This window comes from Actinomadura oligospora ATCC 43269, from assembly GCF_000518265.1.
GTDB classification, from domain to species: domain Bacteria; phylum Actinomycetota; class Actinomycetes; order Streptosporangiales; family Streptosporangiaceae; genus Spirillospora; species Spirillospora oligospora.
The window spans coordinates 395,583-420,816 of record NZ_KI912411.1; the positions used below are offsets into that span (position 1 = coordinate 395,583).

Annotated in this window: 22 protein-coding genes; 12 read left to right on the forward strand and 10 right to left on the reverse strand. The window is 74.4% G+C overall.

Annotated features, from left to right (window positions below; all coding sequences use genetic code 11):
* The first annotated feature begins 105 nt into the window (after positions 1–105).
* Positions 106–3,453, forward strand: a complete 3,348-nt coding sequence (locus P696_RS0138760; protein WP_157430195.1) for a hypothetical protein — start codon at positions 106–108, stop codon at positions 3,451–3,453.
* 113 nt (positions 3,454–3,566) lie between these two features.
* Here P696_RS0138760 and P696_RS0138765 read toward each other — a convergent pair whose 3' ends face one another.
* Complete coding sequence (locus P696_RS0138765) at positions 3,567–4,223, reverse strand: response regulator (RefSeq protein WP_026416536.1); 657 nt, start codon at positions 4,221–4,223, stop codon at positions 3,567–3,569.
* Positions 4,220–5,410, reverse strand: coding sequence for a sensor histidine kinase (locus P696_RS0138770; RefSeq protein ID WP_026416537.1), 1,191 nt, complete (start codon positions 5,408–5,410; stop codon positions 4,220–4,222). The genes P696_RS0138765 and P696_RS0138770 overlap by 4 nt, the downstream gene beginning before the upstream one ends.
* A 200-nt stretch (positions 5,411–5,610) precedes the next feature.
* Here P696_RS0138770 and P696_RS0138775 point away from each other — a divergent pair, with 200 nt between their 5' ends.
* The 3 genes from P696_RS0138775 to P696_RS51025 are packed head-to-tail and all read left to right on the forward strand — an operon-like array spanning position 5,611 to position 8,208.
* Complete coding sequence (locus P696_RS0138775) at positions 5,611–6,534, forward strand: ATP-binding cassette domain-containing protein (protein ID WP_034489085.1); 924 nt, start codon at positions 5,611–5,613, stop codon at positions 6,532–6,534.
* Positions 6,531–7,361 (forward strand): ABC transporter permease, encoded by an 831-nt coding sequence (locus tag P696_RS51020; protein ID WP_084338867.1) that lies wholly within the window; start codon positions 6,531–6,533, stop codon positions 7,359–7,361. Before P696_RS0138775 ends, P696_RS51020 begins: the two co-directional genes overlap by 4 nt.
* Positions 7,354–8,208, forward strand: a complete 855-nt coding sequence (locus P696_RS51025) for an ABC transporter permease (RefSeq protein ID WP_051468829.1) — start codon at positions 7,354–7,356, stop codon at positions 8,206–8,208. Before P696_RS51020 ends, P696_RS51025 begins: the two co-directional genes overlap by 8 nt.
* 129 nt (positions 8,209–8,337) lie before the next feature.
* Here P696_RS51025 and P696_RS0138795 read toward each other — a convergent pair whose 3' ends face one another.
* A complete protein-coding gene (locus tag P696_RS0138795; protein ID WP_034489088.1) occupies positions 8,338–9,201 on the reverse strand; it encodes a TetR/AcrR family transcriptional regulator in 864 nt (287 codons plus the stop codon).
* Positions 9,202–9,320: 119 nt separating this feature from the next.
* Between P696_RS0138795 and P696_RS53420 the strand changes: the two genes are divergently transcribed.
* Together P696_RS53420 and P696_RS51035 are read left to right on the forward strand one after the other, a co-directional pair.
* A complete protein-coding gene (locus tag P696_RS53420) occupies positions 9,321–10,043 on the forward strand; it encodes a hypothetical protein (protein ID WP_026416540.1) in 723 nt (240 codons plus the stop codon).
* A gap of 4 nt (positions 10,044–10,047) precedes the next feature.
* Positions 10,048–10,587 (forward strand): anthrone oxygenase family protein, encoded by a 540-nt coding sequence (locus P696_RS51035; protein ID WP_051468831.1) that lies wholly within the window; start codon positions 10,048–10,050, stop codon positions 10,585–10,587.
* A 66-nt stretch (positions 10,588–10,653) separates the two neighbouring features.
* Here P696_RS51035 and P696_RS0138810 read toward each other — a convergent pair whose 3' ends face one another.
* Complete coding sequence (locus tag P696_RS0138810; RefSeq protein WP_026416541.1) at positions 10,654–11,871, reverse strand: FAD-dependent monooxygenase; 1,218 nt, start codon at positions 11,869–11,871, stop codon at positions 10,654–10,656.
* Positions 11,872–11,949: 78 nt separating this feature from the next.
* On the opposite strand from P696_RS0138810, the gene P696_RS0138815 reads away from it, so the two are divergent.
* Together P696_RS0138815 and P696_RS0138820 are read left to right on the forward strand one after the other, a co-directional pair.
* Positions 11,950–12,510 (forward strand): TetR/AcrR family transcriptional regulator, encoded by a 561-nt coding sequence (locus P696_RS0138815; protein ID WP_026416542.1) that lies wholly within the window; start codon positions 11,950–11,952, stop codon positions 12,508–12,510.
* Positions 12,511–12,690: 180 nt separating this feature from the next.
* Complete coding sequence (locus tag P696_RS0138820) at positions 12,691–13,932, forward strand: helix-turn-helix transcriptional regulator (RefSeq protein WP_026416543.1); 1,242 nt, start codon at positions 12,691–12,693, stop codon at positions 13,930–13,932.
* A 68-nt stretch (positions 13,933–14,000) separates the two neighbouring features.
* On the opposite strand, the gene P696_RS57160 is transcribed toward P696_RS0138820, so the two are convergent.
* The 4 genes from P696_RS57160 to P696_RS51050 all read right to left on the reverse strand — a co-directional run bounded on the left by P696_RS57160 (position 14,001) and on the right by P696_RS51050 (position 18,628).
* On the reverse strand, positions 14,001–14,675 hold the full coding sequence (locus P696_RS57160; protein WP_051468833.1) for an ATP-binding protein: 675 nt from the start codon (positions 14,673–14,675) through the stop codon (positions 14,001–14,003).
* Positions 14,676–15,332: 657 nt separating this feature from the next.
* Entirely contained in the window at positions 15,333–15,533 is a 201-nt protein-coding gene (locus P696_RS0138830; protein ID WP_026416544.1) for a DUF3040 domain-containing protein, read from the reverse strand.
* A 56-nt stretch (positions 15,534–15,589) separates the two neighbouring features.
* The gene (locus P696_RS51045) at positions 15,590–17,203 is read right to left on the reverse strand and encodes a glycoside hydrolase family 10-like protein (protein ID WP_034489090.1); all 1,614 of its coding nucleotides are present in this window, start codon (positions 17,201–17,203) and stop codon (positions 15,590–15,592) included.
* Positions 17,204–17,608: 405 nt separating this feature from the next.
* Positions 17,609–18,628, reverse strand: a complete 1,020-nt coding sequence (locus P696_RS51050; RefSeq protein ID WP_084338873.1) for a S1C family serine protease — start codon at positions 18,626–18,628, stop codon at positions 17,609–17,611.
* Between the two features lie 123 nt (positions 18,629–18,751).
* On the opposite strand from P696_RS51050, the gene P696_RS0138845 reads away from it, so the two are divergent.
* The 4 genes from P696_RS0138845 to P696_RS51055 all read left to right on the forward strand — a co-directional run bounded on the left by P696_RS0138845 (position 18,752) and on the right by P696_RS51055 (position 23,058).
* Complete coding sequence (locus P696_RS0138845) at positions 18,752–19,486, forward strand: spermidine synthase family protein (RefSeq protein WP_026416545.1); 735 nt, start codon at positions 18,752–18,754, stop codon at positions 19,484–19,486.
* Between the two features lie 232 nt (positions 19,487–19,718).
* Positions 19,719–20,312, forward strand: a complete 594-nt coding sequence (locus tag P696_RS0138850; RefSeq protein ID WP_026416546.1) for a biotin transporter BioY — start codon at positions 19,719–19,721, stop codon at positions 20,310–20,312.
* A gap of 267 nt (positions 20,313–20,579) precedes the next feature.
* A complete protein-coding gene (locus tag P696_RS0138855; protein ID WP_026416547.1) occupies positions 20,580–21,869 on the forward strand; it encodes an isochorismate synthase in 1,290 nt (429 codons plus the stop codon).
* 241 nt (positions 21,870–22,110) lie between these two features.
* A complete protein-coding gene (locus tag P696_RS51055) occupies positions 22,111–23,058 on the forward strand; it encodes a DMT family transporter (protein ID WP_064744278.1) in 948 nt (315 codons plus the stop codon).
* Here the strand turns inward: P696_RS51055 and P696_RS0138865 are convergent.
* Together P696_RS0138865 and P696_RS51060 are read right to left on the reverse strand one after the other, a co-directional pair.
* A complete protein-coding gene (locus tag P696_RS0138865) occupies positions 23,055–23,891 on the reverse strand; it encodes an Fpg/Nei family DNA glycosylase (RefSeq protein WP_034489093.1) in 837 nt (278 codons plus the stop codon). The genes P696_RS51055 and P696_RS0138865 overlap by 4 nt on opposite strands.
* A gap of 62 nt (positions 23,892–23,953) precedes the next feature.
* Positions 23,954–25,093, reverse strand: a complete 1,140-nt coding sequence (locus P696_RS51060; RefSeq protein WP_245627973.1) for a fatty acid desaturase family protein — start codon at positions 25,091–25,093, stop codon at positions 23,954–23,956.
* Positions 25,094–25,234: the final 141 nt, after the last annotated feature.

Consider the following 25,234-nt stretch of genomic DNA (forward strand, 5'->3'; position numbering starts at 1 on the left):
GGTGTCCTCCCACCCTCGGTTTCATGAGCATCGTGGCATAACGCTCCTTACATGTCGATCGTGATGTTCCTCCCGTTAGGTCGTCGGAGGGCTACTATTCGCGGGGTGAATGTGCAGGCATCGGGGACCGGATCGGGCGGACACGGCGGAGGCGCGCAGGCGGGCGATCGGGACGATCTGTTCACCGCCGTGGAGAAGAACGTCCGGGAGCTGGTGGCCTCGCCGTGGTGGGCGTCGGCGCCGCCGCAGCAGCGCGCCGAGCAGATCGTCGCGCGGATGCTGTGGGGCGCGGGCGAGTGGTGGCTCTACGGGGCGTGGGGGCGCTGGTACCGGTGCGGCCTGGACGGCAGCTGGCATCCGTGCCCGCCGCCGTCCGACCGGGCGTCGCGGAACGCGGCGATGCCCGCGCCGCGCGGAGCGGGCAACCCGCCCGTCCCGCCGCAGCTGTTCCCGACCGGCCCGGACCTGTCGGCCGGGCGGATGGTGTCGGCGGGGTTCCTCGGGCCCGTCCCCGACACCGCGGTGGTCGCGCGGATCTCGCAGGCGCTGACGACGGCCCTCGCCGTGGACCCGGCGCAGTTCCAGCAGCACGATCCGATGTTCCAGCCGGGCACCCCGTCCACGGTCGCGGCGGCGTGGGGCGCGCTGCTGTGGTGCGCGGGCGCGCCGGTCGCGCTGACCGAGCATCCGCTGATCGAGTCGTTCGTGCCGTTCCTGACCACGCCCGCCGACCGGCTGCACTGGATGATGCCGCCGGACTTCTCGACGCTGGCGGGGTACTACGCGTCCCGGCTGGTGATGGGGGACGGCGCGGGCGCGGCGCACGTCGTGCGGGTGATGTACGAGGTCGCGGCGGGCCTGGCGGGCGACGAGCGGTTCCGTCCGGGCGCGGACGCGCTCGCGGCGGTCACGGCGGCGTCGCTGCGGCTGGTCCCGCAGGACCTGGCGACCGCGCGGTACGGGCAGCAGGCGGTGCTGGCGGAGTGGCGGCGTCGCTGCCCGGCCGAGCACGCGATCCCGATGATGCGGGACGCCGCGCCCGGTGAGCATCTGCGGCTGGCGCTGTACGACCTGCAGCAGATCGTGGCGGGTCTTGCGGGCGACGAGCTGCCCGGCGCGGGCGGCCTGCCCGGCGTCCCGGGCGCGACGCAGGGCGCGGGCCCACATGGCATGACCGCCGGGACGTCCGCGCCGGGCCGCCGTCACGACGCGGTGCGCCGCGCGGGTGTCGCGGTCCTGGCCGCCGACCTGCAGGCCGCGCCGAACGTGCTGCCCGCGCTCCACCGGTGGCTCGATCCCGACAGCATGCGGACGCTGCAGGCGCTGCTGACCGATCCGGGGCATCCGCTGCGGGCGCTGTGGCCGCGCGAGGGCCGCCTGCCGGACGTCCTGCGCGGCGATTCCGAGGCGCTGTCGTCGCTGCTGGTCACGACCTACAGCCTGGGCCTGACCTGGTGCCGCCTGGCGCAGGTCACTCCGCCCGCGACCGGGTTCGCGCTGCCGCAGGCGGTCGCGGCGGAGCTGATGTCCCCGGCCCTGCACTCCCCGCCGTCCACCGACGAGCTGAGCGCGTGGGACATCATCAAGGCGGCGCGCGCGCACCTGGCGGCGCAGCGCGAACCGTCGCAGTCGCCCGACGGCACGCCCGATCCCCCGGCGGGGCCGGTCGCCGGTGGGCCCGCGCCGTCCGCTCCTCCGGGATCCGCGCCTCCCGGCGCCGGGCCGGACGCTGTCGGCGCTCCCCCGCTCCCGCCCGTCTCGAGCGACACGTCGTCGTCCGCTGCGGGTGGTGCACCGGCGAGTGATCCGAGCGGTGCCCCGGGCGCGGCGTCCTCCGGCTCGACCTACCCGCCTCCCCGGATTCCTCCGCCGCCCGCGCCACCTGGTCCGCCCGTCGCCTCGCCCGTCGGTCCGCCGCCTGGTCCGCCCGTCGCTCCGCCTGTCGCCCCGGTCGCCGGTCCGGCGCCGTTCGGTGGGTCACCGGCGAGCAACCCGAACGGCTTTCCGGGAAGTGCGCCTCCGACGGCTTTGAGTTCCGGTGGCGTCGGTGCGGGCGGTGGTTCCGGTGTGCCGGGCGCTGATCCGCAGGCGGGGGGTTGGGCTTCGCCGAGTGCGCCGCTTCCGCCTGCTGGTGGCGGTGTCGGGAACGCTCCGGGTGGAGCGTCCGGTGGCGGGTTCCAGCAGGGTGTGACGACGGCGGATCCGACGTATCGGGTGTCGCCCGCCGGGCCGGTGGCTCCGCCGCCGGGGCCTCCTCCGGGGCCGCCGCCGGGAGGTGGGGTTCCGGGATGGTCCGCCGATCCGGAGGCGACGCAGTTGGATCCGGGTGGCGGGCGTGCCGCCGCGTCGGGTGTGGCGCGTCCGTCGGGTGCCACGACCGCGGACGCGACCACCGCGGACGCGTCGCGCGCGGGCCGCGTGCCGTCGTCTTCGGGCGGGGTGTCCGGCTCGGGTCCGGGGCCGTCCGGTGGCGCATGGGCGGCCGATGCGACCACGGCGGACGCTCCGCCGCCCGCCTCGCCGCCGGTGGGCGCGCCGGGGCCTTGGGTGGTGGACATGACGACGGCGGACGCCGGGGCGCAGCCGGTGCTGCCGCCGCCTCCGGCGCCGGTGTCGGAGCCGCCTCCCCCGGTTCCGCAGGCTCCGCCGCAGGGTCCGCAGGTCGCCGAGGCGTACGGGATCCGGTTCCTGTGCGGGGCGGACGACATCGAGCGTGTGGTGACGGAGGTGCGGCGGCGCGGGAAGTGGGCGCGCCGGCTGCGTGGTCAGGAGGTGTCGAGCGCGTCGGCGCCGGGGTTGTTGCTGATCGGTGAGCCGTCGAGCGGGCAGCGGCGGCTGGCGCGGATGGCGGCGCGGGCGCTGGCGGAGGTCGAGGCGGGCAGCGGCGAGGTCCGCACGGTGCGTGTGGAGGAGGTCGCGGCGAACGGCCCGGAGGGGCTGGCCGAGTTGCTGGCGGGTCACGCGGGTCACGTCCTGCTGCTGGACGGCCTGGACAGGCTGGTCCTGGACGAGCCGCGCGGCGCGGGGTTCTCGGCGGCGCTGGCGCGCGCCCGGCTCGAGGGCGTGAGCGAGACGGCGCTGGTCGGGACGTGCGCTCCGGCGCGGGTGGGCGAGTTGTCGGCTGCCGCGCCGGAGCTGGTGACGGATCTGCGGGCGGTGCGGCTGCCGGATCTGTCGGGGCCGCGTGAGCGGGAGGCGCTGCTGCGTCTGCTGGCGGAGGAGCGCCGGTTGCGGGTGGGCGAGGGCGCCTGGCCGGTGGTGCGGCGTGATCTCGCGGCGCTGCGTGGTCGTGGCCGGGTGACGGGTGCGCGTCTGGTGGAGGCGTACCTGGACCGTGCGGCGACCAACCATCTGGCGGGCGCGGCGGCGACGCAGGCGATCAGCGGCTCGGGTGCGTTGACGCTCTCGGCGTCCGATTTCGAGGGCGTCGCCGACAGCCTCACCAACCCCTGACACCGTCCTCCCGCGCCGCCCGCGGCCTGGGAGAACGCGGAACATCTCCGGTCGGGCCCGTCCTCACTCCGGTGGACGGGCCCGACCGCGTCGTCCCATCGAGGCATCCCGCGTCAGCTGAGGGCGACCAGGCCTGTCTGGTAGGCGATGATGACGAGCTGTACGCGGTCGCGGGCGTTGAGTTTGGCGAGCAGTCGGCGGACGTGGGTTTTGGCCGTGCCGGGGCCGATGTGCAGGCGTTGGGCGATCTCGGTGTTGGTCAGTCCCTGGGCCACCAGGGTGAGCACTTCGCGTTCGCGGTCGGTGACGGCTTCGAGCGCGGCGGGGGGCGTGGGGCCGGGGCCGGGTTCGGGTCTGGCCGCGAATTCCTCGATCAGTCTCCGGGTGATGCTGGGGGCCAGCAGTGCCTCACCGGCCGCGATCACCCGGATGGCGGCGAGCAGGTCCAGTGGCGGGGTGTCTTTGAGCAGGAAGCCGCTGGCGCCGCCGCGCAGTGCTCCGTACACGTATTCGTCCAGGTCGAAGGTGGTCAGCATCAGGACGCGCACGGTGGTGGACGAGGTGATGAGGCAGGTGGCCTCGATGCCGTCCATGTCGGGCATGCGCACGTCCATGAGCATGACGTCGGGTCGTTCCAGCTGAGCCTGCCGGACCGCCTCGAGTCCGGTCGCGGCCTCGCCGACCACGGTGAGGTCGTCGGCTGAGTCGACGATGCCCCGCAGCCCGGCCCGCACCAGGGTCTGGTCGTCGGCGACCACCACACGGATCATGCGGGGTCCTCGGCGAGAGGAAGCCGGGCGGCGACCTGGAAGCCTCGGCCCGGCAGTGGGGCCGCGCGGAACGAGCCGCCGTAGAGGTTGACCCGTTCCCGCATGCCGTGCAGGCCGTGTCCGTGGACCGGGGGTGTGGCGCAGCCGCTGCCTTGGTCGGTCACCTCGATGGTGAGTTCGTCGGTCCGGTAGTCGATGGCGGCGCGGGCGGTGGTGGTCCCGGAGTGTTTCACCACGTTGGTCAGGGCCTCCTGGATGATCCGGTAGGCGGACAGGTCGATCCCGGCGTCCAGGTCGCGGGGCTGCCCGGTGATGGCGACCTCGACCTGGACGCCCGCCCGGGCCGTCTGCGTCACGAGCCGCTCCAGATCCGCCAGCCCCGGTGCGGGGGCGCGGGTGGGCCCTTGTGTCGCGGGGTCCGGGTCCTCTTCGCGGAGTAGTCCGAGCAGGCGGCGCATCTCGCGGAGGGCGTCCCGTCCGGTGGTCTCGATGACGCCGAGCGCGGTGCGGGCCCCGGCCGGGTCGTCGTCGATCACGAGGTGACCGAACCCGGCCTGGACGGTGATGACGCTCATGCTGTGCGCGACCACGTCGTGCAGTTCGCGGGCGATCCGCAGGCGTTCCTCGGTGACCTGGCGCTGGGCCCTGTGCAGTTCGGCCCGGGCCTGTTCGGCCTGCCGGGCGGCCTGTTGCCGGAGCAGGTTCTCGGTGTGGGAGCGGTGCTGTCCGACCGCGAGGCCGACCGTCCACACGGTGACGAAGAGGAAGGCGAACACGATCATGCCTCGGCTGGGCGAGGCCGCGATCGCCAGTACCGGCGTCAGCGCCACGGCGAGCGCGACGAACGCGGTGCGGGGTCGGCGGAGGGAGGCCACCGAGTAGAGGACGTAGGGCGTCGCCATGACCGGTGGCCCCACGCCCGCGCCGCCGTCGACCGGAAGCATGAGCAGGAACGCGACGGCCATCGCGGTGGTCGCGGCCTCCGGGTACCGGCGCCGCAGCGCCACCGCCCCAGCGACCAGTGCGGTCGCGGTGAGCACCAGCAGGGCGGTGCCTGGCGTCCGCAGGTGATTCCACAACGACATCGGCATCATCAGGGCGCACGCCGCGGCGGCGAGGTAGTCCAGCGCCTGCCAGTGCCCGGCGCGCACCCACCTGAACAGCGGCGGGCGGGGCTCGGAACGCATGACCCGAGCGTAGGGGCGCTTTCCCGGGCATCGCATCGCCCTGTGGGCGTATCCCCGCAGGCATACACGCCGTCCTGATCGCGCCCGTCCTACGCCCCCGTGCAGAGCTGGGAAAGGGCCCGCGGGGGGACGATTCGCAGCCCCCCGGACCGGCACCGTGGAACCGCGATGGAGGACATATCCCCGGTCAAGGAGACCCGATGATCGAAGTTCACGAGCTCACCAAACGCTATGGCCCTGTCACGGCCGTCGACCGTCTGTCCTTCACGGTCCGGCCCGGCGGCGTCACCGGGTTCCTGGGCCCCAACGGCGCGGGCAAATCCACGACGATGCGGGCGATCCTCGGGTTGGACACCCCCACGTCGGGACGGGCCCTGGTGAACGGCGTGGCCTACCGCACGATCGACAGGCCGCTGCGTGTCGTGGGGTCCTTGCTGGACGCCGGTGCCGTGCACGGCGGGCGGAGCGCCCGGAGCCATCTGGAGTGCCTGGCGGTCACCAACGACCTGCCGCGCTCGCGCGTCGGCGAGGTCCTGGAGATGACGGGCCTGTCCGGTGTGGCCCGCAAGCGGGTCGGCGGGTTCTCGCTCGGGATGCGGCAGCGGCTCGGGATCGCCGCGGCGCTGCTCGGCGATCCGCCGATCCTGATGTTCGACGAGCCGGTCAACGGGCTCGACCCCGAGGGCGTCGTGTGGGCCCGCGACCTGATGAGGTCGCTGGCGGCCGAGGGCCGCACGGTCCTTGTGTCCAGTCATCTGATGAGCGAGATGGCGCTCACCGCCGACCACCTGATCGTCATCGGCCGAGGGGCGCTGATCGCCGACGCCGGCATGGCGGATCTCCTGCGTTCGAGTTCTGACGGCGTCCTGGTCCGCACGCCGCAGTCCCGGCGGCTCGCTGATCTGCTCACCGCCGAGGGCGCTCGGGTCGTCGCCGAGCCGGACGGCGGGCTCGTGGTCACCGGTCTGACCGTCCAGGCCGTCAGCCGGGTGGCCGCCGCGGGAGGCGTCGAGATCCACGAGCTGGCCAGGCGGCAGGCGTCGCTGGAGGAGGCCTACCTGAGGCTCACCGACACCGCCGTGCAGTACCGCGCGACCACCCCCGGAACGCGAGGCACCCGATGACCGCACACTCCTTCCCACCCCGGCGAACGGCGCTACGTACGTTCCTGCCGGGGCGCGGCGTGCTCCGCTCGGAGTGGATGAAGTTGCGCTCGGTCCGGTCCACGTACCTGTCGGTGCTGTTGGCGTCCGTGCTCGCCGTCGTGCTCGGCGCGCTGGCCACCTCGTCGGACGCGAACGAATGGGCCACGATGTCCGCCCAGGACAGGGCGCGGTTCGATCCGCTGGGCGACTCGTTCGTCGGGCTGGTCTTCGGTGAGCTGGCGTTCGGCGTCCTCGGGGTGATGGCGATCAGCACCGAGTACCGGACGGGCATGATCCGCGCGACGTTCGCGGCGGTGCCCCGGCGGGGGCAGGTCTACGCGGCCAAGGCGCTGGTGGTCGGGGTGGTCTCGCTCGTCCTCGGGATGTCGCTGGTGTTCGGGACGTTCTTCCTGGGGCAGGCCGTGCTGGCGTCCCGGCATCTCGAGGTCCACCTGGGAGACCCCTCGGTGCTGCGGGTCGTCCTGTCCACCGGTCTGCACCTGTTCGTGGTCACGATGATCGGGTTCGGGCTCGGCGCGCTCCTGCGGCACAGCGCGGGCGCGATCGCGGCCCTGGTGGCGATGCTCTGGCTCGCCTACCCACTCGGAAGGATCTTCGACCAGGTGTCGTACCTGCCCTCGCGGGTGCTCCTGTTCAACATCGCGGACGCGATCACGAGGACGCGCCCGGCCACCGGGAGACCCGCGCTGCGGATACCGTCGCTGGAACTGGCCTACACCAGCCTCGCGCTCTACCTGGTCGTGTTCCTCGCGCTCGGCGCCCTGCGGGTGGTGCGCGATGTCTGAACCCGTCATCACACCGAGCCCGGACCGGACGTCCGCCTCGGCGTCCACCCGTCGTGGCGGGTTCCGCGTCACGCGGGGGATGCTGGTCTGCGAGTGGATCAAGCTGGGCTCGGTCCGGTCCACCTGGCTGACTCTGCTGTGCGCGGTGCTGGTGGTGCTGGCCTTCGGCCTGTTCGACACCCTGTCGGTCAGCGAGACGTGGCACACCCTGGCCGCCGACGACAGGGCTTCGTTCGATCCGCTGGCGGAGTCCTTCGCCGGAGTGCAGGTCGGTGGGCTCGCCTTCGGTGTGCTCGGGGTCCTCGCCGTGTCCGTGGAGTACGAGACGGGGACGATCCGGACGACGTTCTCCGCCGTTCCCGGGCGCGGACGGGTCTTCGCGGCCAAGGCCGTGGTGGTGGGCGCTGTCATGCTTATTACCGGCCTGGCGCTCGCGGTCGTCGCGTTCCTCGGTGGCCAGTGGATGCTGTCGGCGGAGGGCCTCGACGTCGGGTTGGCGGACCCGGGCGTTCTGCGGTCGGTGGCGTGCACCGGCCTCTACCTCGCCGTGGTGGGCCTGGTCGGCTACGGCCTGGGCGCGCTGCTCCGGCACACGGCGGGCGCGATCTCGGTCATGTTCGCCGTCGTCTGGCTCACCTACGGCGCCAGCCACGCGGTCGAGCGATGGTCCTACGTCCCCGACCGCTGGCTCCTGGTCAGCGCCTATCAGAGCCTGTCCCGAATCCATCCGGAGTCGGGAACCGGCGCGCTGCGGTCCCCGACGGTCACGATGGCCTTCGTGGAACTGGCGACGTACCTGGCCGTCTTCCTGAGCCTCGGCGCCTGGCGCATGTCCCGTGACGCCTAGATGTCGTCGCCCACCAAACGCCGCGCGGTCGCCGCGGCGGAGTTGTCGGAGGCGTCCTGTGGGCGCCTCTACGACTCCCGCGTCCCCGCCGCGCCGCGCCAGGACTGACGCGAGCGGCGGGGGCGCGGTTCAGAAGCCGGTCTGGTCGGCCGCGGTGAGGGTGCGGCGGAGTTCCTCGACGCGTTCGTCCGTCCAGTCGACGGCGGGGTCGACGTCGAGGAAGGTCATGACGATGCCGGCGATGCCGAGGGCGGGTTGGGACCATTCGGCGGGTTCGGGGGCGCCGAAGGGGTTGGCCTGGAAGCGGCGGGTGACGATGGACGGGTTGGCCGGAGCCATGACGACCAGGCCGCGGATGGTGGCGCTGGCCAGGCTGGCGACGGTGTCGAAGTCGGCGTCCAGGCCGGGACGCAGGCGGAGCCCGATGAGGCCGGCGACGTGCCGGTAGGTGCCGGCGACGCGCTGGGTGAGGGCGTGTTCGGAGGCGGTGAGGGCGTCCTGGACCTCGGTGCGCAGGTCGCCGTCCGGGAGGCTGAGGAAGGTGGCGTGCAGGGCGAGGTAGGTGCGCCACTCCGGTGATCCGAGGAAGGTCTCGAACTCGCGCAGCGCGCCCTGGCGGAGGACCTCGGCGGCGAGGGCGCGGCGGTGGCCGGGCGTGCGGACCCAGCCGAGGTGGTCGAGCAGGACGCGCCGGACCGAGTCGGCCGCGGCGATGTCGCCCGCGCCGGACGCCGGGCCGGTACCGCGGGCGAGTTCGCGCAGCAGGTCGCTGAAGAACAGGTCCTTGTAGGGCCAGCGGCGGTAGACGGCGCTGCGGGCGACACCGGCGTCGCGGATGACGTCCTCGAAGCTGATGTGGTCCAGGCTCACGGTCAGCCCGGCCTGGTGGACCATCGCGAGCGCGGCCTCCAGCATGCGCTGTTCGGTCTCCTCGTCGGAGAGCCGGCGGCGGCGCCGGGTCAGGCCGCTGGGGGCCGAGGCGTCCTGGCTCACTTGCTCACCCTCCCTCGTTTAAAATACGATGTCTCAAGTTTCAAATTCCAAGTACCAAGTCTGTTTCGGAGTTTACCTCACACCCGGCCACGGGGGCCGGGGACGGGAGAGCAGCAGTCATGACCGGTTCCCACCAGCACGGCGCCGACGGGACGAAGCGGCGCGGCCGCGCCCTGCCCGTCACCGCGGCGGCCGTTCTCGGCGTCGTCTCGCTGGCCTCGCTCGCGGCGGGCGGGCTCGCCCTCGCCAAGGCCAACGGCGACGACGGCTACGTCGGCCTCGGGGACGCCGACTACCGCAGCGGCCACGCGGCGGTGGTCAGCGACCCCTACGACTGGAGCAAGGCCAAGCCGTTCCTGTTCGGCGGCGCGAAGGACGTGCGGATCCGCGTCGTCCCCGGGTCCGGCGGCGGACCGGCGTTCGTCGGCCTGGTCCGTCCGGCCGACCTGCGCGCCTACCTGTCCGGCGCCGGTTACACCACCGGCCACAAGAACACCGGCGACGGCGTGACCTTCACCCAGCACCCGGGCAGGCCGTCCGCCGCGCCGCCGGTCGCCGCCTCGGTCTGGACCGCGCGCGCCACCGGAGCCGGGCCGCTGACGCTGCGGTTCGACGCGGCGGGTCAGCGCGGTGACCGCGTCCTGGTCGCGATGAACGCCGACGGGTCGCCGAACGTCGCCGGGCGGGTGGAGACCGCCGCGACCGAGCCCTCGCTCCCCTGGATCGGCGCGGGCCTGCTCGCGGGCGGCGTCGTCCTGCTCGCCGGATCGGCCGCCGCCGTCACCGTGGCGCGCCGCCGCGGCGCACGTCCCGCGACCGCCCCGTCGACCGAGGCGGCGTGACCGGATGACCCGGCTCCCCCTGTACCTCGCGACGGTCTCGGTCGGCCTGTTCGCCGGGTTCTGCTTCTGCTATGCCGTCGCGATCACGCGGGGTCTCGCCCACCTGGACGACCAGGCGTACGTGACGGCGATGCGGAGGTTGAACGAGGCGGTGCCGAGCGTTCCGTTCTTCCTGGTGTTCGGCGGTTCGCTGCTGTTGCCGCTGGTCGCGTTCGCGTTCTCCTCCCCGCGGCATCCGACCTGGGCGACCTGGCTGGTCGGCGCGGCGGCGGTGTGCTGCGTGGCCGCGTTCGCCATCTCCGTCGCCGGGAACGTGCCGCTCAACGGACGCCTGGCCGCCGCCGTCACGCGCGACGCGGCGGACTTCCACCGCGCCCGGCAGACCTTCGAGCACACGTGGAACGTCCTGCACCTGTTCCGCACGCTGCTCTCCGGCCTGGCGCTCGTCCTGCTGGTCGGCGCGTGCCTGACCCACCCGCGCCAGCACAGCCCGACGGCGACGGCCGCATCCGCCGAGGCCCCAACCGCCCCCCGCGCCGCCTGACGGCACGCTCTTGTCCGCCTCACTGGAGGGCGGCGCGCCGCCTCCCGGACGGTCCGCTCGGCGCCGTCATCGGGTGAGCGCGTTCGCCGGGGAGTAGTCCTCGATCGTCATGGAGTCGTAGAGGCGCGCGGTCTTGGTGGTGAGGCGGATGAAGGCGCGGCCGGGGCCCGCGGGCAGGGCCGAGACCAGGCGGGCGCCCTGGGCCAGTCCCCAGGCGCCGAGGTTCGAGGTGGGGATCAGGGTCTTGGCGGCGCTCAGCGCGAGCGCGCGGCCTCCGCGGACGTGCTCGGCCATCACGCGTTCGCAGGCGGGGAAGGCGCGTTCGTGGTCGCCGTCCGCGCGGGCGAGTTCACCGGCGAGGACGTACGCGCCGACGATGGCCAGGGTGGTGCTGCCGCCGACGACGGCGCCGGGGCAGTAGCCCGCGTCGCCGACGAGCGTCACCCTGCCCCGCGACCAGGTGTCCATGCGGAGCTGGGTGATCGAGTCGAAGTGGAACGCCGGGGTGCGGTCGAGTTCGTCGAGCCAGCCGTCCACGTCGGGGTGCAGGCCGGTGAACGCGTCGCGCAGCAGTTCCTTCTGGCGGGGGACGTCGCGGTGGTGGTAGTCGAGTTCGCGGTCGCTCCGGAACAGCAGCAGCGCCCGGGCCTCGTCCAGGTGCCGCGCGCCGTAGACGCCGGCGGTGCGGCCGACGCCGACGTGCATGAGGAGTTCGCCGTCGGGGGCGGCGGCCTCGGGCAGGGTGAGCACGCCGAGGTAGGCGCCGACGAAGGAGCTGAAGCGGGACTCCTCGCCGAAGACCAGGCGGCGCACGTTGGAGTGCAGTCCGTCCGCGCCGACGACGAGGTCGAAGCGGCGCGGCGCGCCGTTCTCGAAGCACACCTCGCCGTCGGGCGAGATGGCGGTGATGGAGTCGTCGAAGACGTACTCGACGTCGTCGCGGGTGGCGTCGTGGTAGATGCGGCTGAGGTCGTCGCGCATGACCTCGGCGTGGCGTTCGGCGGCGGTGCCGAAGATCCTGGACAGGTCCACCCGGACGGGACGCTGGGAGCCCTCCCGGCGGATGGTCATCCGGTCGGTGCCGGTGGCCCGCTCCTCGATGCGCGGGAGCACCCCCATTTTCTCCGAGATGTCCATGGCGGGGCGGAACAGGTCGACGGCGTGGCCGCCGGCGTTGCGCAGGGACGGCGCGCGCTCGACGACGGTGACGGTGAAGCCGTGCCTGGTGAGCCAGTACGCCAGCACCGGTCCGGCGATGCTGGCCCCGGAGATGAGGATCCGCATGGAGCCACCTTCCTTACTTAACGATAGGTAAGTGCATTACGTCACTTACCTATCGTTAAGTCAAGCTAGGGTGGCGGCATGCCTCGTCCCTCTGACACCAAGCAGCGGATCCAGAAGGTCGCCCGCGAGCTGTTCGCGCAGCGGGGCGTTCAGCGGACCAGCCTGCAGGAGATCGCCGACCGGCTCGGCATCACCAAACCGGCGCTCTACTACCACTTCTCCTCACGCGAGGAGCTGGTCCGCAGCATCGTGCAACCGGTCCTGGACGAGGAGGAGGCGTTCCTGACCGGGCAGGAGGCGCTGGAACGGGTCGCCCCCCGCGCGCTGCTGGAGGGCTACTTCGACTTCCACTACCGCAACCGCGACGTCATCGTCATCATGCTCAGCGAGCTGACCACCCTCACCGACCTGGGCCTGATCGACATGGTGCTGGAGTGGCGGCAGCGGCTGACCCGGCTGCTGCAGGGGCCGGAACCCACCCTGGAGCAGGCCGCCCGCGCGGTGATCGCCTTCGGCGGCATCCAGGACTGCACGATCCAGTTCGCCGACACCCCCGAGGACGACCTCCGGCGCGCGGCCGTCGACGGCGCCTGCGCGGCCCTCGGCATCGACTCGCGCCGCGCAACACCCCACCCCTGACCGCCCGCGCGAACCTTCCCCAGGCCCGGGCGGCGTCCCGTCATCGACGCGCGGACCCGCCTCCCGCCGGACGGGCGGCGAGGGTTGCCGCAGGGACGGCGGTGACGCGTTGGGTGGCCGCGGCGGGACATGGGTGTCACCGGGCGGCATAGTGTCGCTTCCGGCGGTCACGATGGGGTCGTGGGAGACGACCGAGGAGTTCGCGAGGACCTTCCCCGCCACGCGCCGGACCGGACGGCCGACACCGATCGCGTCGACCGGCTGCTGCTGCTGGTGGCGGAGTTGCGGCAGGCGTCACCGGACGCGGTGGAGGCCGGCGACCTGGCGCGGCGGCTCGGCGTCAGCGCGCGGACCGTCCGGCGGGACATGGAGCTGCTGACGGGCGGCGGGCTGCGGGCGCGGCGGGAACGCGGCCGCGGCTACGTGCTCGACCCCGAACCGGCGCGGCAGCCGCTGGGCGAGGCGGCGTCGCTGGTGGGGCCGGTGCGGGACACGCTCGCCGAGGCCGTCCGGACCCGGCGGGTGGCGCGGCTGGTGTACACCGACCGGCAGGGGGCGCGCACGGTGCGGGACGTGGAGGCGCACGGCCTGGTGACGGCCCCCGACGCCGACTACCTGGTGGGGTGGTGCCGGTTGCGGGAGGGTCCGCGGATGTTCCGCCTGGAACGGATCGGCGCGGCGTACCTGTCCGGCCGGGGCGTGGGCGTGCGGGACCTGGACACGTTGCTGGCGGCGCTGCGCGTTCCCGTTCCGCGGCCACCGGCCGAGCCGGTCACGCGCGGCCCGCTCGGGCGGGACGCGGCGGGCGCCGCGCACGCCCGCGCCTGGACGCTGGACCGGGTGGAGTTCACGCGGATGCGGTTGCGGGAGGCGGTCGCGTCCGCGCGCGACTCCGAGGGCGGGGGCCGTGCGGGGCGCGCCCGAGGCGAGGGGTCCGGTGGCGTGGTGGCGCTGCGCGGGGTGCTGGGGCATCTGGCGGAGTGGACGCGCTGGCAGGTCGCGGCGGTGCGGTCGGCGGCGACGGGCACGCCGCCGGTGACGGGCGGCCGTCCGCCGGACTATCCGGAGGGGTTCGCGCGGGTCACCTCGTTCGACGCGTGGGAGTCGATGGTGCAGGACGCGATGGCGCTGCGGTCGCTGGGCGAACTCGCGCGGGACCTGACGCAGGTCCTGGACGACCTGGCGCGCTGGGTCGCCGACAGCGACGACGCCGTGTGGGGGCGGGAGGTGCCCGAGCCGCGCCGGTTCGGGCGTCCGGGTCCGGCGCGTCCGGTCGCGGACCTGCTGGCGGGGTGGCGCGGGCCGCTCGCGCACGTGGAGTGGCACCTGGACCGGCTGACCGGCGAGCCTCCCCCGCCGCGCGGCGGCCTGGACGCCGAGGACGAGACGTGGGTGGTGGACCGCTGCCCGCTGCACCCCTGACCGGCCCGGGCGGGGTCAATGAGCCGGGTCGGGGCCCGTTCGGCGGCCGGGCGCTGAGCGGGGGGCGTTCAGGTACGGGCGCGGGGGCTGAGGTCGCAGGTGAACCAGACGGTCTTGCCGGGAGGCCGGGGCCGGGTGCCGTAGTCGGTGGCGAGGGCGGTGACCAGCAGCAGCCCCCGGCCGTCCTCGGACCAGTCGAGCCCGCGCGGCGCGGACGCCGCGCGGGGCAGGGCGGGCCGCGCGGGATCGTCGTCGCTGATCTCGCCGAGCAGGACGGGCGCGGTCGGCGCACCGTCGAGGGTGAGGCGGAGCCGGACGGCGCCACGGCCGTGGACGACGGCGTTGGTGATGAGCTCGTCCACGATGAGGACGACGTCGTCGATCGCGGCGGGGTCGGCGGCGATGCGGCCGAGCCGGGCCCAGTCGCGCAGCCGCCCGGTGGTGAGGGTGCGGGCGCGCGCGACGGTGCGGGGGTCGGCGGCCAGCGTCCACGCCGCGTCCGAGGCGGGCGCGGGTGGCGCTCCCGCCGCGGCGCCGTCCGCGGTGTCCGCGGTGTCCGCCGTGCCTGCTGTGGTCGCGTTCGTGTCCGGCGTGGCTGTGGTGGCGGTGGTGGGCACCGTGTCGGTGGCGTCCGGTGCGGGGGTGGCGGGGGGTGTGGGCCGGGGGGCCGGCCGTGGCGGGTCCCCGTCGGTGTCGAGGTCCCCGGTGAGGTCGTCGTCGATTCCGAGCCATCTGGTGCCCACTGCCCCGACTCCTTCGTGCTGGTGGACGCGGCCGGCGTCGCCGTGGCGCGCCGGTCGTGCGCTGTTGTCCGACCTGTTCCCCGGGCGGGCCGGGGCGATGGCGGCCGGTGGCCGGTGTGTGGCCGCGGCGGGAGGTCGCCGCGGCATGGCGGGGGTCGCGCCGTTCTCGGGGTGCGGCGTGACCGGTGGTGTCGTGGTGGTGGCGCGGCCGACCGTGCGGGGTGGACGTTCGCCGTGCCCTGGGAGTCCTTTCACTGGGGTGGACGCGGCGGGCGGCACGCCGGTGCACGGACGCACGGAACCCTCACTCCGGGGTGAGGTGATCGGGGACACGCGGGGCGGACGTCGGAGGCACTGGCCCGTTGCCGTTAGAGTGGTGAACGTCGGTGTGGCTTGTGTCCCCCGGGCTCTAAATATCGCCTTCGCGGAATACCGTTCGGCTGGAGCCGCGTTGTGCCTTTCGCCGTGAGGCGACCACCACACCGACATAGACGTCACGGGAACGCCGTGGCTCCGACGAGATCTCGTCGGAGCCACGGCGTTCTTCGCGTTCTGCGGGGGTGGACGGCGGCGGGGTTCGGGGTGGGGTGGTGGGTCGCGCGGGGGTGGGGCCGGGGGCGCGGGCTGGGCTGCGGGCGCTCCCCCGGGTCGGGGGTGTCAGGAGAAGGCGGTGAGGATCGCCGCGACGAGCGCGGTGATCACGCCGAGCGCGGCGATCACCACGGCGGCCACCAGCCGGACGCGGCGGCGGGAGGACCCGCCGTGCGCGATGAGGCGGCGGGCCAGCCGCGGGTCGTCCTCGGCCAGGCGGGTCTCGATCTCGGCGAGGATCCGCTGCTCCTCCGTCGACAGCGCCATGCTCATACCTCCGGGGGCGTTCAGGGTGCTGTGTTTGTCCCCCGTCGGACGCTGGTTTATCCCCGGTTCACGGTCACCGTTGCGGCACGGGCGGGCGGGCTCTCACGGTGGACGCGGTCCAGCGCGGTGACGGTGTAGGTGTAGTCGCGTCCGGGCCGCGCGGAGGTGTCGGTGAGGGTGAGCCGCGCGCCGGCGGGGGTGCCGGGGTCGCGGACGGTCCCGATCAGCGCGGCGGGGTCGACGGCGGCGCAGCCCGCGCCGCGGCCGTCGCGCCGGTAGATCGCGTACGCGACGGTCCGTCCGGCGCCGTCGCCGGTGCCGGCGGGGGCCCAGGAGATCTGCACGCCGCGTCCACGGTCGGCGGTGGCGGCGCGGACGTCGTGGACGGGCGCGGGCACGGCCGCCTTCTGTGCCTTGGGCGGCGCGGCGGGCGGGATCGCTGGACGTTTGTAGTGGTCGGCGCGGACGCGGGCGGCGAAGCCGCGCTGGTTGCGGGCGATGTCGCTGGCGGAGAAGAAGATGTCGCCGCGGACCTCGGGGTGGCGGGCGTTCAGGGTGAGGTGGCGGGACAGTTCGCCGGTCTTGCGCCAGGTGGCGTCCTCCCCGACGCGGTAGCCGGCCTGGCCGATGCTGAGCTGGACGCCGCTGCCGGCGACCTGGCGGCTCCACCAGCCGACCAGGGTGCGGTAGTCGGCGGCGCGGTCGCCGATCGGCCAGTACAGCTGGGGGGTGACGTAGTCGATCCAGCGTTTGCGGATCCAGCCGCGGGTGTCGGCGTAGATGTCGTCGTAGGACTGCAGGGCCTTGGTGGCCGAGCCCGCGGGGTCGGTGGTCTTGTTGCGCCAGACGCCGAACGGGCTGATCCCGAACCGCACCCACGGCTTGGCCTGATGGATCTTCCCCGAGAGCGTCTGGACGAGGGTGTCGACGTTGCGGCGCCGCCAGTCGGCCTTGGCCATGCCGTGGCCGCTCGCCCGGTAGGTGGCGGCGTCGGGGAAGTCGCCGGACTCGGGGTAGGGGTAGAAGTAGTCGTCGAAGTGGACTGCGTCGATGTCGTACTTGTTCACCACGTCCATGACGGCGTTGGTGGCCAGGTCGCGGACCTGCGGCAGGCCCGGGTCGTACCAGAGCTGGTCGCCGTAGGCGCGGACCCAGTCGGGGTGCTTGCGGGCCGGGCTGTTCGGGGCGAGCTTGGACCGGTCCTTGTCCTGCGCGACGCGGTAGGGGTTGAACCAGGCGTGGAACTCCAGGTTCCGCGCGTGCGCCTCCTTGATCATGAAGGCGAGGACGTCGTAGCCGGGGTCCTTGCCGGGGGTGCCGGTGAGGACGGCCGACCACGGCTCGTACGGGGACCTGTAGAACGCGTCGGCGTCGGGGCGGATCTGCACGACGGCGGCGTTGAGGTTCATGGCGCGGGCGGTGTCGAGCAGGCGGGTGAACCGTTTGCGCTGCTCGGCGGCGGGCTTGGAGGGGTCGGTGGGCCAGTCGGTGCCGCCGACGGTCGCGATCCACATGGCGCGCAGCTGCCGGGAGCGGGAGTCGCCGGGCGCGGCGATCGCGGCGCATTCGGCGCGGACGGCGTCGGCGGTGTCCTTGCGGGTGCCGCCGAACGCGGACATGCATCCGGTCGCGGTGGCGAGGGCGAGGGCGGCGCCGGTGACCGACGTCACCGTCCGACGCGTCCGACGCGTCCGGCGGGTCCGGCGGGTCCGGTTGGTCTGGCGGGCTTGGCCGCTGCCGCGCGTCCGGCCGCTGCCGTTGCCCGCCGTCTCGCCCGCGCCTGCGTTTGCGTCGCCGGCCTCGCCGCCGCTTCCGCGTCCGCCGCCCGGCCGGGGCGCGGGGCGCGGGCCGGTGTGGGCGCGGGTGGCGGGAGAGGTGGGACGGGCTGCCTGGGGTTTCCGCGATCGCGATGCCATAGCCGAGCCATTGTTACGCACTCGTTGCCATGGTTCCGCCGGAACACGCGTGTCCGCGTGGACGAGTCTCCGGCACGCGCCGTTCGCCGCCGTTCGGTGATCGGAGCCGCCGTTTCGGTTGGTTCAGCGTGGTTCGGGGCGGTCGCCGGGTGGGGCCGGTCAGGCGTTCTCGGCGGTGAGTTCGACGGGCTGGGCGATGACGTCGACCATCGCGCCGTTGCGCAGGACGGTGATCGGGAGGGGCCGTCCGATCGCCTCGGCGAACATCAGCCGCTGCAGGGACTGGGCGTGCGACACCGGTGCCCCGGCGGCGGCCAGGACCAGGTCGCCGCGCCGCAGTCCGGCCTGGTCGGCGGGGCTGCCGGGGACGACCTCGGCGACCCGCAGCGCGTCCGCCTGTCCGAGGCGTTCGCGCAGTTGGGCCGGGACGGGCACGGGCGCGGCGACGACGCCCAGGTAGGCGCGGCGGACGCGGCCGTCGCGCATGAGCGCGCCGATGATGCGGCGGGTGGTGGCGTTGACGGGGACGGCGAGTCCGACGCCGATCCCGGCGACGGCGGTGTTGACGCCGACGACGTGTCCGCGCCAGTCGGCGAGGGCTCCGCCGGAGTTGCCGGGGTTGAGGGCGGCGTCGGTCTGGATGACGTCCTCGACGATCCGGACGGCGCTGCCGCTGCGGGTCGGCAGGGACCGTCCGAGCGCGGACACCACCCCGGCGGTGACCGATCCGGCCAGGCCGAGGGGGTTGCCGACGGCGACGACGAGCTGCCCGACGACCAGGGTGCCGCTGTCGCCGAGGCGGGCTGGCACGGGCACGGGGGCGGGTCCGTCGGCGCGGACGACGGCCAGGTCCGACAGGGGGTCGGTGCCGACGACGGTGAAGGCGGTGGTGGTGCCGTCGGCGAACGCGACCTGCCCGCCGGTGGCGCCTCCGACGACGTGGGCGTTGGTGAGCAGGAACCCGTCGCCGGTGAACAGCACGGCCGACCCGGAGCCCTCCCGGCCCCGGTACCGGACGCGCAGCCCGGCGACGCTGGGGGTCAGCTCGCGGGCGACGTCGGAGACGACGCGCGAGTAGGCGTCCAGCGCGCCGCCGTCCCGATCACCGTCCTGATCATCATGTCGGTCGGCGTCGGTGTGGGGGTCGTCTGCGTGGGGGTCGTGTGGGTCGGGGAACATCGCACCTCCCGATGATTACATGCTTACATGTCAACACGCCGGGGTGAAGGGGTCTTCCCGTCCGGTCCGGCGGGATCGTGGGGTTTCGGGGACGAGGTGGGGGGTGCGGCTAGGGTCGTGCGCATGAGCACCGGGGTCGAGGCAGAGGCAGACGTGCTGGAGCGGGCGGCGGGGGTCGGGGGCGAGCTGGTGCTGCGCCGCGCCGGGGAGCATCACGAGATCATCAGCAACGGGGTGTTCCTCATGGACACCCGCAACGGCGAGTCGGAGCGGCTGCTGGTGTCGGCTGCCGTGGACGCCGTCCCGGAGCGTGGCCCGGACGCCGGTTCGAACGGTGTTCCGGACGGTGTTCCGGACGGTGGTTCGGGGCCGGTGAGCGTGCTGGTGGGCGGCCTGGGCGTGGGGTTCAGCCTGGCCGAGGCGGTGCGGCTGCCGCGGGTCGGCGCGGTGACGGTCGTGGAGCGGGAGCCCGCGGTGGTCGGCTGGCATTCGGAGCGGGACGCGCCGCTGCGGCCGTTCTCCGGCGGCGCGCTGGACGATCCGCGGGTGCGGATCGTCACCGCCGACCTGGTGGATCATCTGACGGGCGACCCGTCCCGGTACGACGTGCTGTGCCTGGACGTCGACAACGGCCCGGACTGGACGGTCACCCCCGGCAACGCCCGCCTGTACGGCCCGGACGGCCTGGACCTGCTGGAGGCGCGGCTCACCGGGCGGGGCGTGCTGGCCGTGTGGAGCGCGGGCGCGGCACCGGCGTTCGAGGAATTGCTGCGGGGCCGGTTCGAGCGGGTGGAGGTGCTGCCGGTGCCGGTGCCGCGCGGCGAACCCGACGTGGTGTACCTGGCCCGCCACGCCTGACACTCCCGGGCCTCCCCTTGGCCGCCCCCTCGGAGGGCTTCCCCGGCGGGGCTCCCTCGGCGGGGCTTCCGCCGTTCCAGGGCCTGATGATCAGGCGCCGGGGGGCGTGGTGTCGTGGCCGATGGGGGACGGCGACAAATCGGGGCGGGGTGATTCTGTACCCCGCGTGATCCCCCCACAGCGGGTCGTTCGCTAAGTTTCGACCCAACACGCACGTTTTGTGGAGGTTGCTGTGTCCACCGCTCACGCCGCCCCGGCGTCCCGGCGTCCCGTCGCCGTCCTGTCCGACCTGCTGCCGGGCGCGTTCGCCCGCGACGCCGCGCTGGTGGCCGGTGCCGCCGCGCTGGTCGGGGTCGCCGCGCAGATCTCGATCCCGCTGCCCGGCACGCCCGTGCCGGTGTCCGGGCAGACCTTCGCCGTCCTGCTGGCGGGGGCCGCGCTCGGCCGCACCCGCGCGGCGCTCGGCATGCTGCTGTACCTGGCGGCGGGCGTCGCCGGGGTCCCGTGGTTCGCCGAGGGCACCTCCGGCGCGTCGATGCCGACGCTCGGGTACGTGCTCGGGTTCGTGCTGGCCGCCGCGGTCGTGGGCCGCCTGGCCGAGCGCGGCGGGGACCGCACGCCGCTGCGGACGGTCGCGACGATGACGTTCGGCACCGTCCTGATCTACCTGGTGGGCGTCCCGTACCTGATGGCGTCGCTGCACGTGAGCCTGGACAAGGCGCTGCACCTGGGTGTCACGCCGTTCCTGGCCGGGGACGCACTGAAGGTGCTGCTGGCGGCGGGTCTGCTGCCGGTCGCGTGGCGTTTCGCCGGCCGCCGCGGCTGACACCGGGAAGAAGGCTGGTCCTCCGGCCGTGTTCCTCCGGCCGTGTTCCTGTGACCGTGCCCCTGTGACCGTGCCCCTGGGACCTGGACCCCTGGGGGCCGGGTCACAGGGGCCCGGTCCCTCGGCCGGGCCCGCAGGGGCCAGGCCCCTGGGGCTTTCCGGGTTCGCGTGAGTCCGGCGGGGCGTGGGCGGTGCTGTGGCGAAGGCCTCGGCGTGCTTGCGCCCCGCCGGTTTGAACGGGTTCAAAACTCCCGTAGAGTGGCGTTCGTGAAGCTCGCCGTGCACGCACCCGGCCGCCTCGTCGTCCGCACCGTTCCGGTCGCCGACCCCGGCGACCTGCTGTCGCGGCTTCCCCACCCCACCGCGCTGGCCTGGGTCCGGCACGGCGACGGCCTGGTCGGCTGGGGTGAGACCGCCCGCCTGGAGCTGCCCGGCGGGCACGACCGTTTCGCGGCGGCCGACACCTGGCTGCAGGAGATGTTCGGGTCCGCCGAGGTCGAGGACCCGCTGCGCCTGCCCGGCACCGGCCCGGTCGCGTTCGGCAGCTTCGGTTTCGACCCCAAGTCGGCGGACTCGGTCCTGATCGTCCCCCGGTACGTGCTGGGCCGCCGCGACGGCCACGCGTGGGTCACCACGATCGGCGACCCCGCCGACGACTCCTTCGACGAGGTGTTGGACGCCGTCCTCGGCGTCGAGCGCGACGGCGTCACGGCGACGGGCGCGTTCGCGCCGGTCGCGCCGGGGCGGCTCACCTGGAGCGACGGCGCGCGCAGCGCCCCGGCCTGGGCGCAGGCGGTCGAGACCGCCACGTCCCGGATCCGGTCCGGGCATCTCGGGAAGGTCGTCCTCGCGCGGGACCTGATCGCCCACGCGGACCGTCCGATCGACGCGCGGGTCCTCCTGCGCCGCCTCGCGGACCGCTACCCCACCTGTTACACCTTCGCCGTCGCGGGCCTGGTCGGCGCGACGCCCGAACTGCTGATCCGCCGGGCCGGTGACCAGGTCGACTCGCTGGTGCTGGCCGGGACGACCGCGCGCGGCACCGGCCCCGCCGACGACGACGCCCGCGCCGCCGGGCTGTTCCGCTCCCCCAAGGACCGCGAGGAGCACTCCTACGCGGTCGACATGGTGCGCGACGCGCTCGCGCCGCTGTGCACCGACCTGGACGTCCCTGCGGAGCCGGAGCTGCTGCGGCTGCCGAACGTGACGCACCTGGCGTCGCCGGTGCACGGGCGGCTCGCGGCGCACCGGACGGTCCTGGACGTGCTGGCGGCGCTGCACCCGACGCCCGCGGTGGCGGGCACGCCGACCGACCGGGCGCTGGACCTGATCCGTGAGCTGGAGGGCATGGACCGCGGCCGGTACGCGGGCCCGGTCGGCTGGGTCGACGCGCGCGGCGACGGCGAGTGGGGCATCGCGCTGCGGTGCGCGGAGCTGTCGGGGACGCGGGCGCGGCTGTTCGCGGGCTGCGGGATCGTCGCGGACTCCGATCCGGCGGCGGAGCTGGCGGAGGCGCGGAACAAGTTCCGCGCGATGCAGTACGCCCTCGAAGGCTGACCCGTCCCAGGCTTGCCCCGTCCCAGGTTTGCCCCGCCCCAAGGCCCCACCCGTCCCAAGGCCTGACTCGCTCGGGGCTTGATCCGTTCGGGTTTGATCCGCGCTGAGGTTCGGCTCGTCGCAGCGCTCGGTTCGTGCCGTTCGGGGCGGTGGCGTCGTGCGGGGTCGGTCTGTGCGTCCGGGACGGCTCGCGGGTGGTCGTTCGGGAGGGGGTGACGAGGGCGGCGCGTAGGGTGGGCGGATGGTCTGGAGTCTGCTGGGCGCGCTCGCCGCTGCCTGCTGTTTCGGCGTCGCCACCGTGTTGGAGGCCGTGGCGGCGCGGACCACGACGCCCAGCGAAGGCGTGGATCCGCGGCTGCTGGTGCGGCTGGCGGCCAACGTGCCGTTCATGACGGGCATCGGCCTGGACCTGCTGGGTTTCGGGTTGGAGCTGGCGGCGCTGCGGTCGCTGCCGCTGTTCGTGGTGCAGGCGATCATCGCGGCGGCGCTCGCGGTCACGGCCGTGGTCGCGGGCCCGGTGCTGAAGGTGCGGCTGCGGGGGGCCGAGTGGGCGGCGGTGCTGGCGGTCTGCGCCGGGCTGGCGCTGCTCGGATCGTCGGCCGGGCGAGAGGGGCCCTCGCACATCGGACCGGCGTTCCACTGGACGCTGCTGGGGTGCGCGCTGGTGCTGCTGGTGGCCGGTGCGATGGCGGGACGGCTGACCGGGACGGCGCGGTCGGTGACGCTCGGGCTGGTCGCGGGCCTGGGGTTCGGTGTGGTGGCGTTGGCGGCGCGGGTCCTGACGAGCCTGAACCCGGTGGACCTGCTCACCGATCCCGCCGCGTACGCGCTGGCGGCGGCGGGTGTGGCGGCGCTGCTGTTCTACGCGACGGCGTTGCAGCGGGGGTCGGTGACCAGCACGACGGCGGCGATGGTGGTCGCCGAGACCGTCGTGCCGGCCGCGGTCGGGGTCGTCCTGCTGGGTGATCACACGCGGCCGGGGCTGGGGCCGGTGGCGGCGACGGGGTTCGTGGTGGCGGTCGCGGCGACGCTCGTCCTGGCCCGGTTCGGGGAGCCCCACGTCCCCGAACCCGAGTCCGGGTCCGGCGCCGCTTCGGACGGCGATGCCGGTTCCGGGGCCGGTTCCGGGGCCCTGTCCGGGCGGTCGCCGGGCGGGGACCGGTCCGAGCCCGCGCATCCGGCGGGTTAGGCCGGGGGTTCGGCGCGGGGCACTCCCGGGGGCTGGCAGGTGTCGCACCAGAACAGGTTCCGTCCGGCCATGACCTCGGTGCGGACCTCGGTGCCGCACAGCAGGCACGGCTGCCCGGCGCGCCGGTACACGTACACCTCGCCGCCGTGGTCGTCGACGCGGGGCGGGCGGCCCATGGCCTCGGGGGTGTGTTCGGGGCGGACGGTGTCGATGTGCCCGTCGCGGACGCCGTCGGCCATGAGGAGCCGCAGGTCGGCCCAGATCGCGTCCCAGTGGGCGCGGGGCAGGTCGCGGCCGGGCAGGCGGGGGTGGACGCCCTGCCGGAACAGCACTTCGGCGCGGTAGATGTTGCCGGGTCCGGCGATGACGGCCTGGTCCATGAGCAGTTGCCCGATGGGGATGCGGCTGGCGTGGACGCGGCGCCAGGCGCGGCCGGGGTCGGCGTCGGGGCGCAGCGGGTCGGGGCCGAGGCGGTCGCGGAGCCGGTCCACGGCGCCGGGTTCGAGGATCTCGCAGGCGTTGGGACCGCGCAGGTCGGCGTAGCCGTCGTCGCCGGTGAGGCGGAGCCGGACGGCTCCCCAGGGCGCGGGCGCGGGCCCGTCCCCGAAGGTGAACTTGCCGTAGATCCCGAGGTGGACGTGGACGGTCAGGTCGCCGGTGAAGCCGAGCAGCAGGTGCTTGCCGTGGGCGTCGGCGGTGTCGAGGGTGCGGCCGTCGATGAGGCGCGCGCCGTCGGCGAACCGTCCCTGGGGGCTGGCGGCGGTGACGGCGCGGCCGCCGAACACGCGCTGGTGTTCGGCGGCCAGGCGGTGGATGGTGTGTCCTTCAGGCATGTCCCCGCAAGGATACGGCCGTGGCCGGGAGCCCGACCCGGCCCCGCCCGGGTGGGCGGGGGTCAGGTGCGGAGGGGCGCGCCGACGTCGTTCATGTGGGCGAGGGCCTCCCGGTAGGAGGCGTAGGCGCCGGTCTCGGTGTAGGGCAGGCCGACGCGGGCGCAGTGCTCGCGGACCAGCGGCTGGACGCGCCGCAGGTGCGGGCGGGCGACGCTGGGGAACAGGTGGTGCTCGATCTGGTAGTTCAGGCCGCCGAGCAGGTAGTCGGCGACGGGCCCGCCGCGGACGTTGCGGGAGGTGAGGACCTGCCGCCGCAGGTGGTCCCAGCGGTCCTCGGGCCCGGGCATCGCCATGCCCTTGTGGTTGTGCGCGAACGCCGATCCCAGGTGCAGGCCGAACAGGCCCTGGTGGACGGCCAGGAACAGCAGCGCCTTCCCCGGCGACAGCAGCGTGAACGCCAGCCCGAGGTAGGCGGCCAGGTGCGCGGCGAGCAGCAGCCCCTCGACCAGCTGCTGGCCGCGCGCCTTCCCCCGCAGGTACAGGACGCTGTTGACCTGCAGGTTCAGGCCCTCCAGGAGCAGCAGCGGGAAGAACAGCCACGCCTGGTGCGCGATCACCCACGCGCCCGGGCCGCGCCGCCGCGCCGCCTGGTCCCGCGTCCACGCCAGGACGCCCTCGCCGACGTCGGGGTCCTTCCCGACGTGGTTGGGGTTGGCGTGGTGCCGGTTGTGCTTGTCGTTCCACCAGCCGTACCCGAGCCCCAGGCCGAGGTTGCCCAGCAGGAGCCCCAGCATCCGGTTGGCGCGGGGCGACGCGGCGATCTGCCGGTGCCCGGCGTCGTGGCCGAGGAACGCCCGCCGGGTGGAGGTCAGCGCGAGCGGGACGGCGAGCAGCACCGCCCACCAGGACGTCCCCCACCACGCGACCGCGGCCCACAGCGCGGCCGTCGCGGCCACGTTCAGCGTCACCGCCCGCGTGTAGTAGCCGCGGCGCCGTTCCAGCAGGCCCGCCTCCCGCACGCGCCGTGCGAGCGGCCCGAAGTCGCTGGCGACCCGTCCGGCCCGTCCGGCGCCTGGCTCCCCGCCGGGGGCCTGGCCCCGGGCCCGGCCGGGGCCCGGGGCCACCCGGCCGAGGTCCTCGGGGCGCGCGCCCAGGGCCGGTTCGGTCATCGTCACGACGTACTCCTCACCACGGAGATCCATTACCAGGGACGCTACGAACTCGCAGGTCGGACGGTCTCCACCCTGGAGAGCCAACCGCGGGGTCCCCCGCGGGTCGCATATCCGGCGCGCGTCCGTCACCCCACGGACCGACCAGGCCCCGTGATCTCCACCCTGCCGACC

Coding starts and splice junctions, on each gene's coding strand:
- P696_RS0138845 (WP_026416545.1), top strand. CDS start 18,752: ATGAGCACCGGGGTCGAGGCAGAGGCAGACGTGCTGGAGCGGGCGGCG.
- P696_RS51020 (WP_084338867.1), top strand. CDS start 6,531: ATGACCGCACACTCCTTCCCACCCCGGCGAACGGCGCTACGTACGTTC.
- P696_RS0138865 (WP_034489093.1), bottom strand. CDS start 23,891: ATGCCTGAAGGACACACCATCCACCGCCTGGCCGCCGAACACCAGCGC.
- P696_RS51035 (WP_051468831.1), top strand. CDS start 10,048: ATGACCCGGCTCCCCCTGTACCTCGCGACGGTCTCGGTCGGCCTGTTC.
- P696_RS51050 (WP_084338873.1), bottom strand. CDS start 18,628: ATGTTCCCCGACCCACACGACCCCCACGCAGACGACCCCCACACCGAC.
- P696_RS0138810 (WP_026416541.1), bottom strand. CDS start 11,871: ATGCGGATCCTCATCTCCGGGGCCAGCATCGCCGGACCGGTGCTGGCG.
- P696_RS0138830 (WP_026416544.1), bottom strand. CDS start 15,533: ATGGCGCTGTCGACGGAGGAGCAGCGGATCCTCGCCGAGATCGAGACC.
- P696_RS51055 (WP_064744278.1), top strand. CDS start 22,111: ATGGTCTGGAGTCTGCTGGGCGCGCTCGCCGCTGCCTGCTGTTTCGGC.
- P696_RS51025 (WP_051468829.1), top strand. CDS start 7,354: ATGTCTGAACCCGTCATCACACCGAGCCCGGACCGGACGTCCGCCTCG.
- P696_RS51060 (WP_245627973.1), bottom strand. CDS start 25,093: ATGGATCTCCGTGGTGAGGAGTACGTCGTGACGATGACCGAACCGGCC.
- P696_RS0138765 (WP_026416536.1), bottom strand. CDS start 4,223: ATGATCCGTGTGGTGGTCGCCGACGACCAGACCCTGGTGCGGGCCGGG.
- P696_RS0138815 (WP_026416542.1), top strand. CDS start 11,950: ATGCCTCGTCCCTCTGACACCAAGCAGCGGATCCAGAAGGTCGCCCGC.
- P696_RS53420 (WP_026416540.1), top strand. CDS start 9,321: ATGACCGGTTCCCACCAGCACGGCGCCGACGGGACGAAGCGGCGCGGC.
- P696_RS0138775 (WP_034489085.1), top strand. CDS start 5,611: ATGATCGAAGTTCACGAGCTCACCAAACGCTATGGCCCTGTCACGGCC.
- P696_RS0138770 (WP_026416537.1), bottom strand. CDS start 5,410: ATGCGTTCCGAGCCCCGCCCGCCGCTGTTCAGGTGGGTGCGCGCCGGG.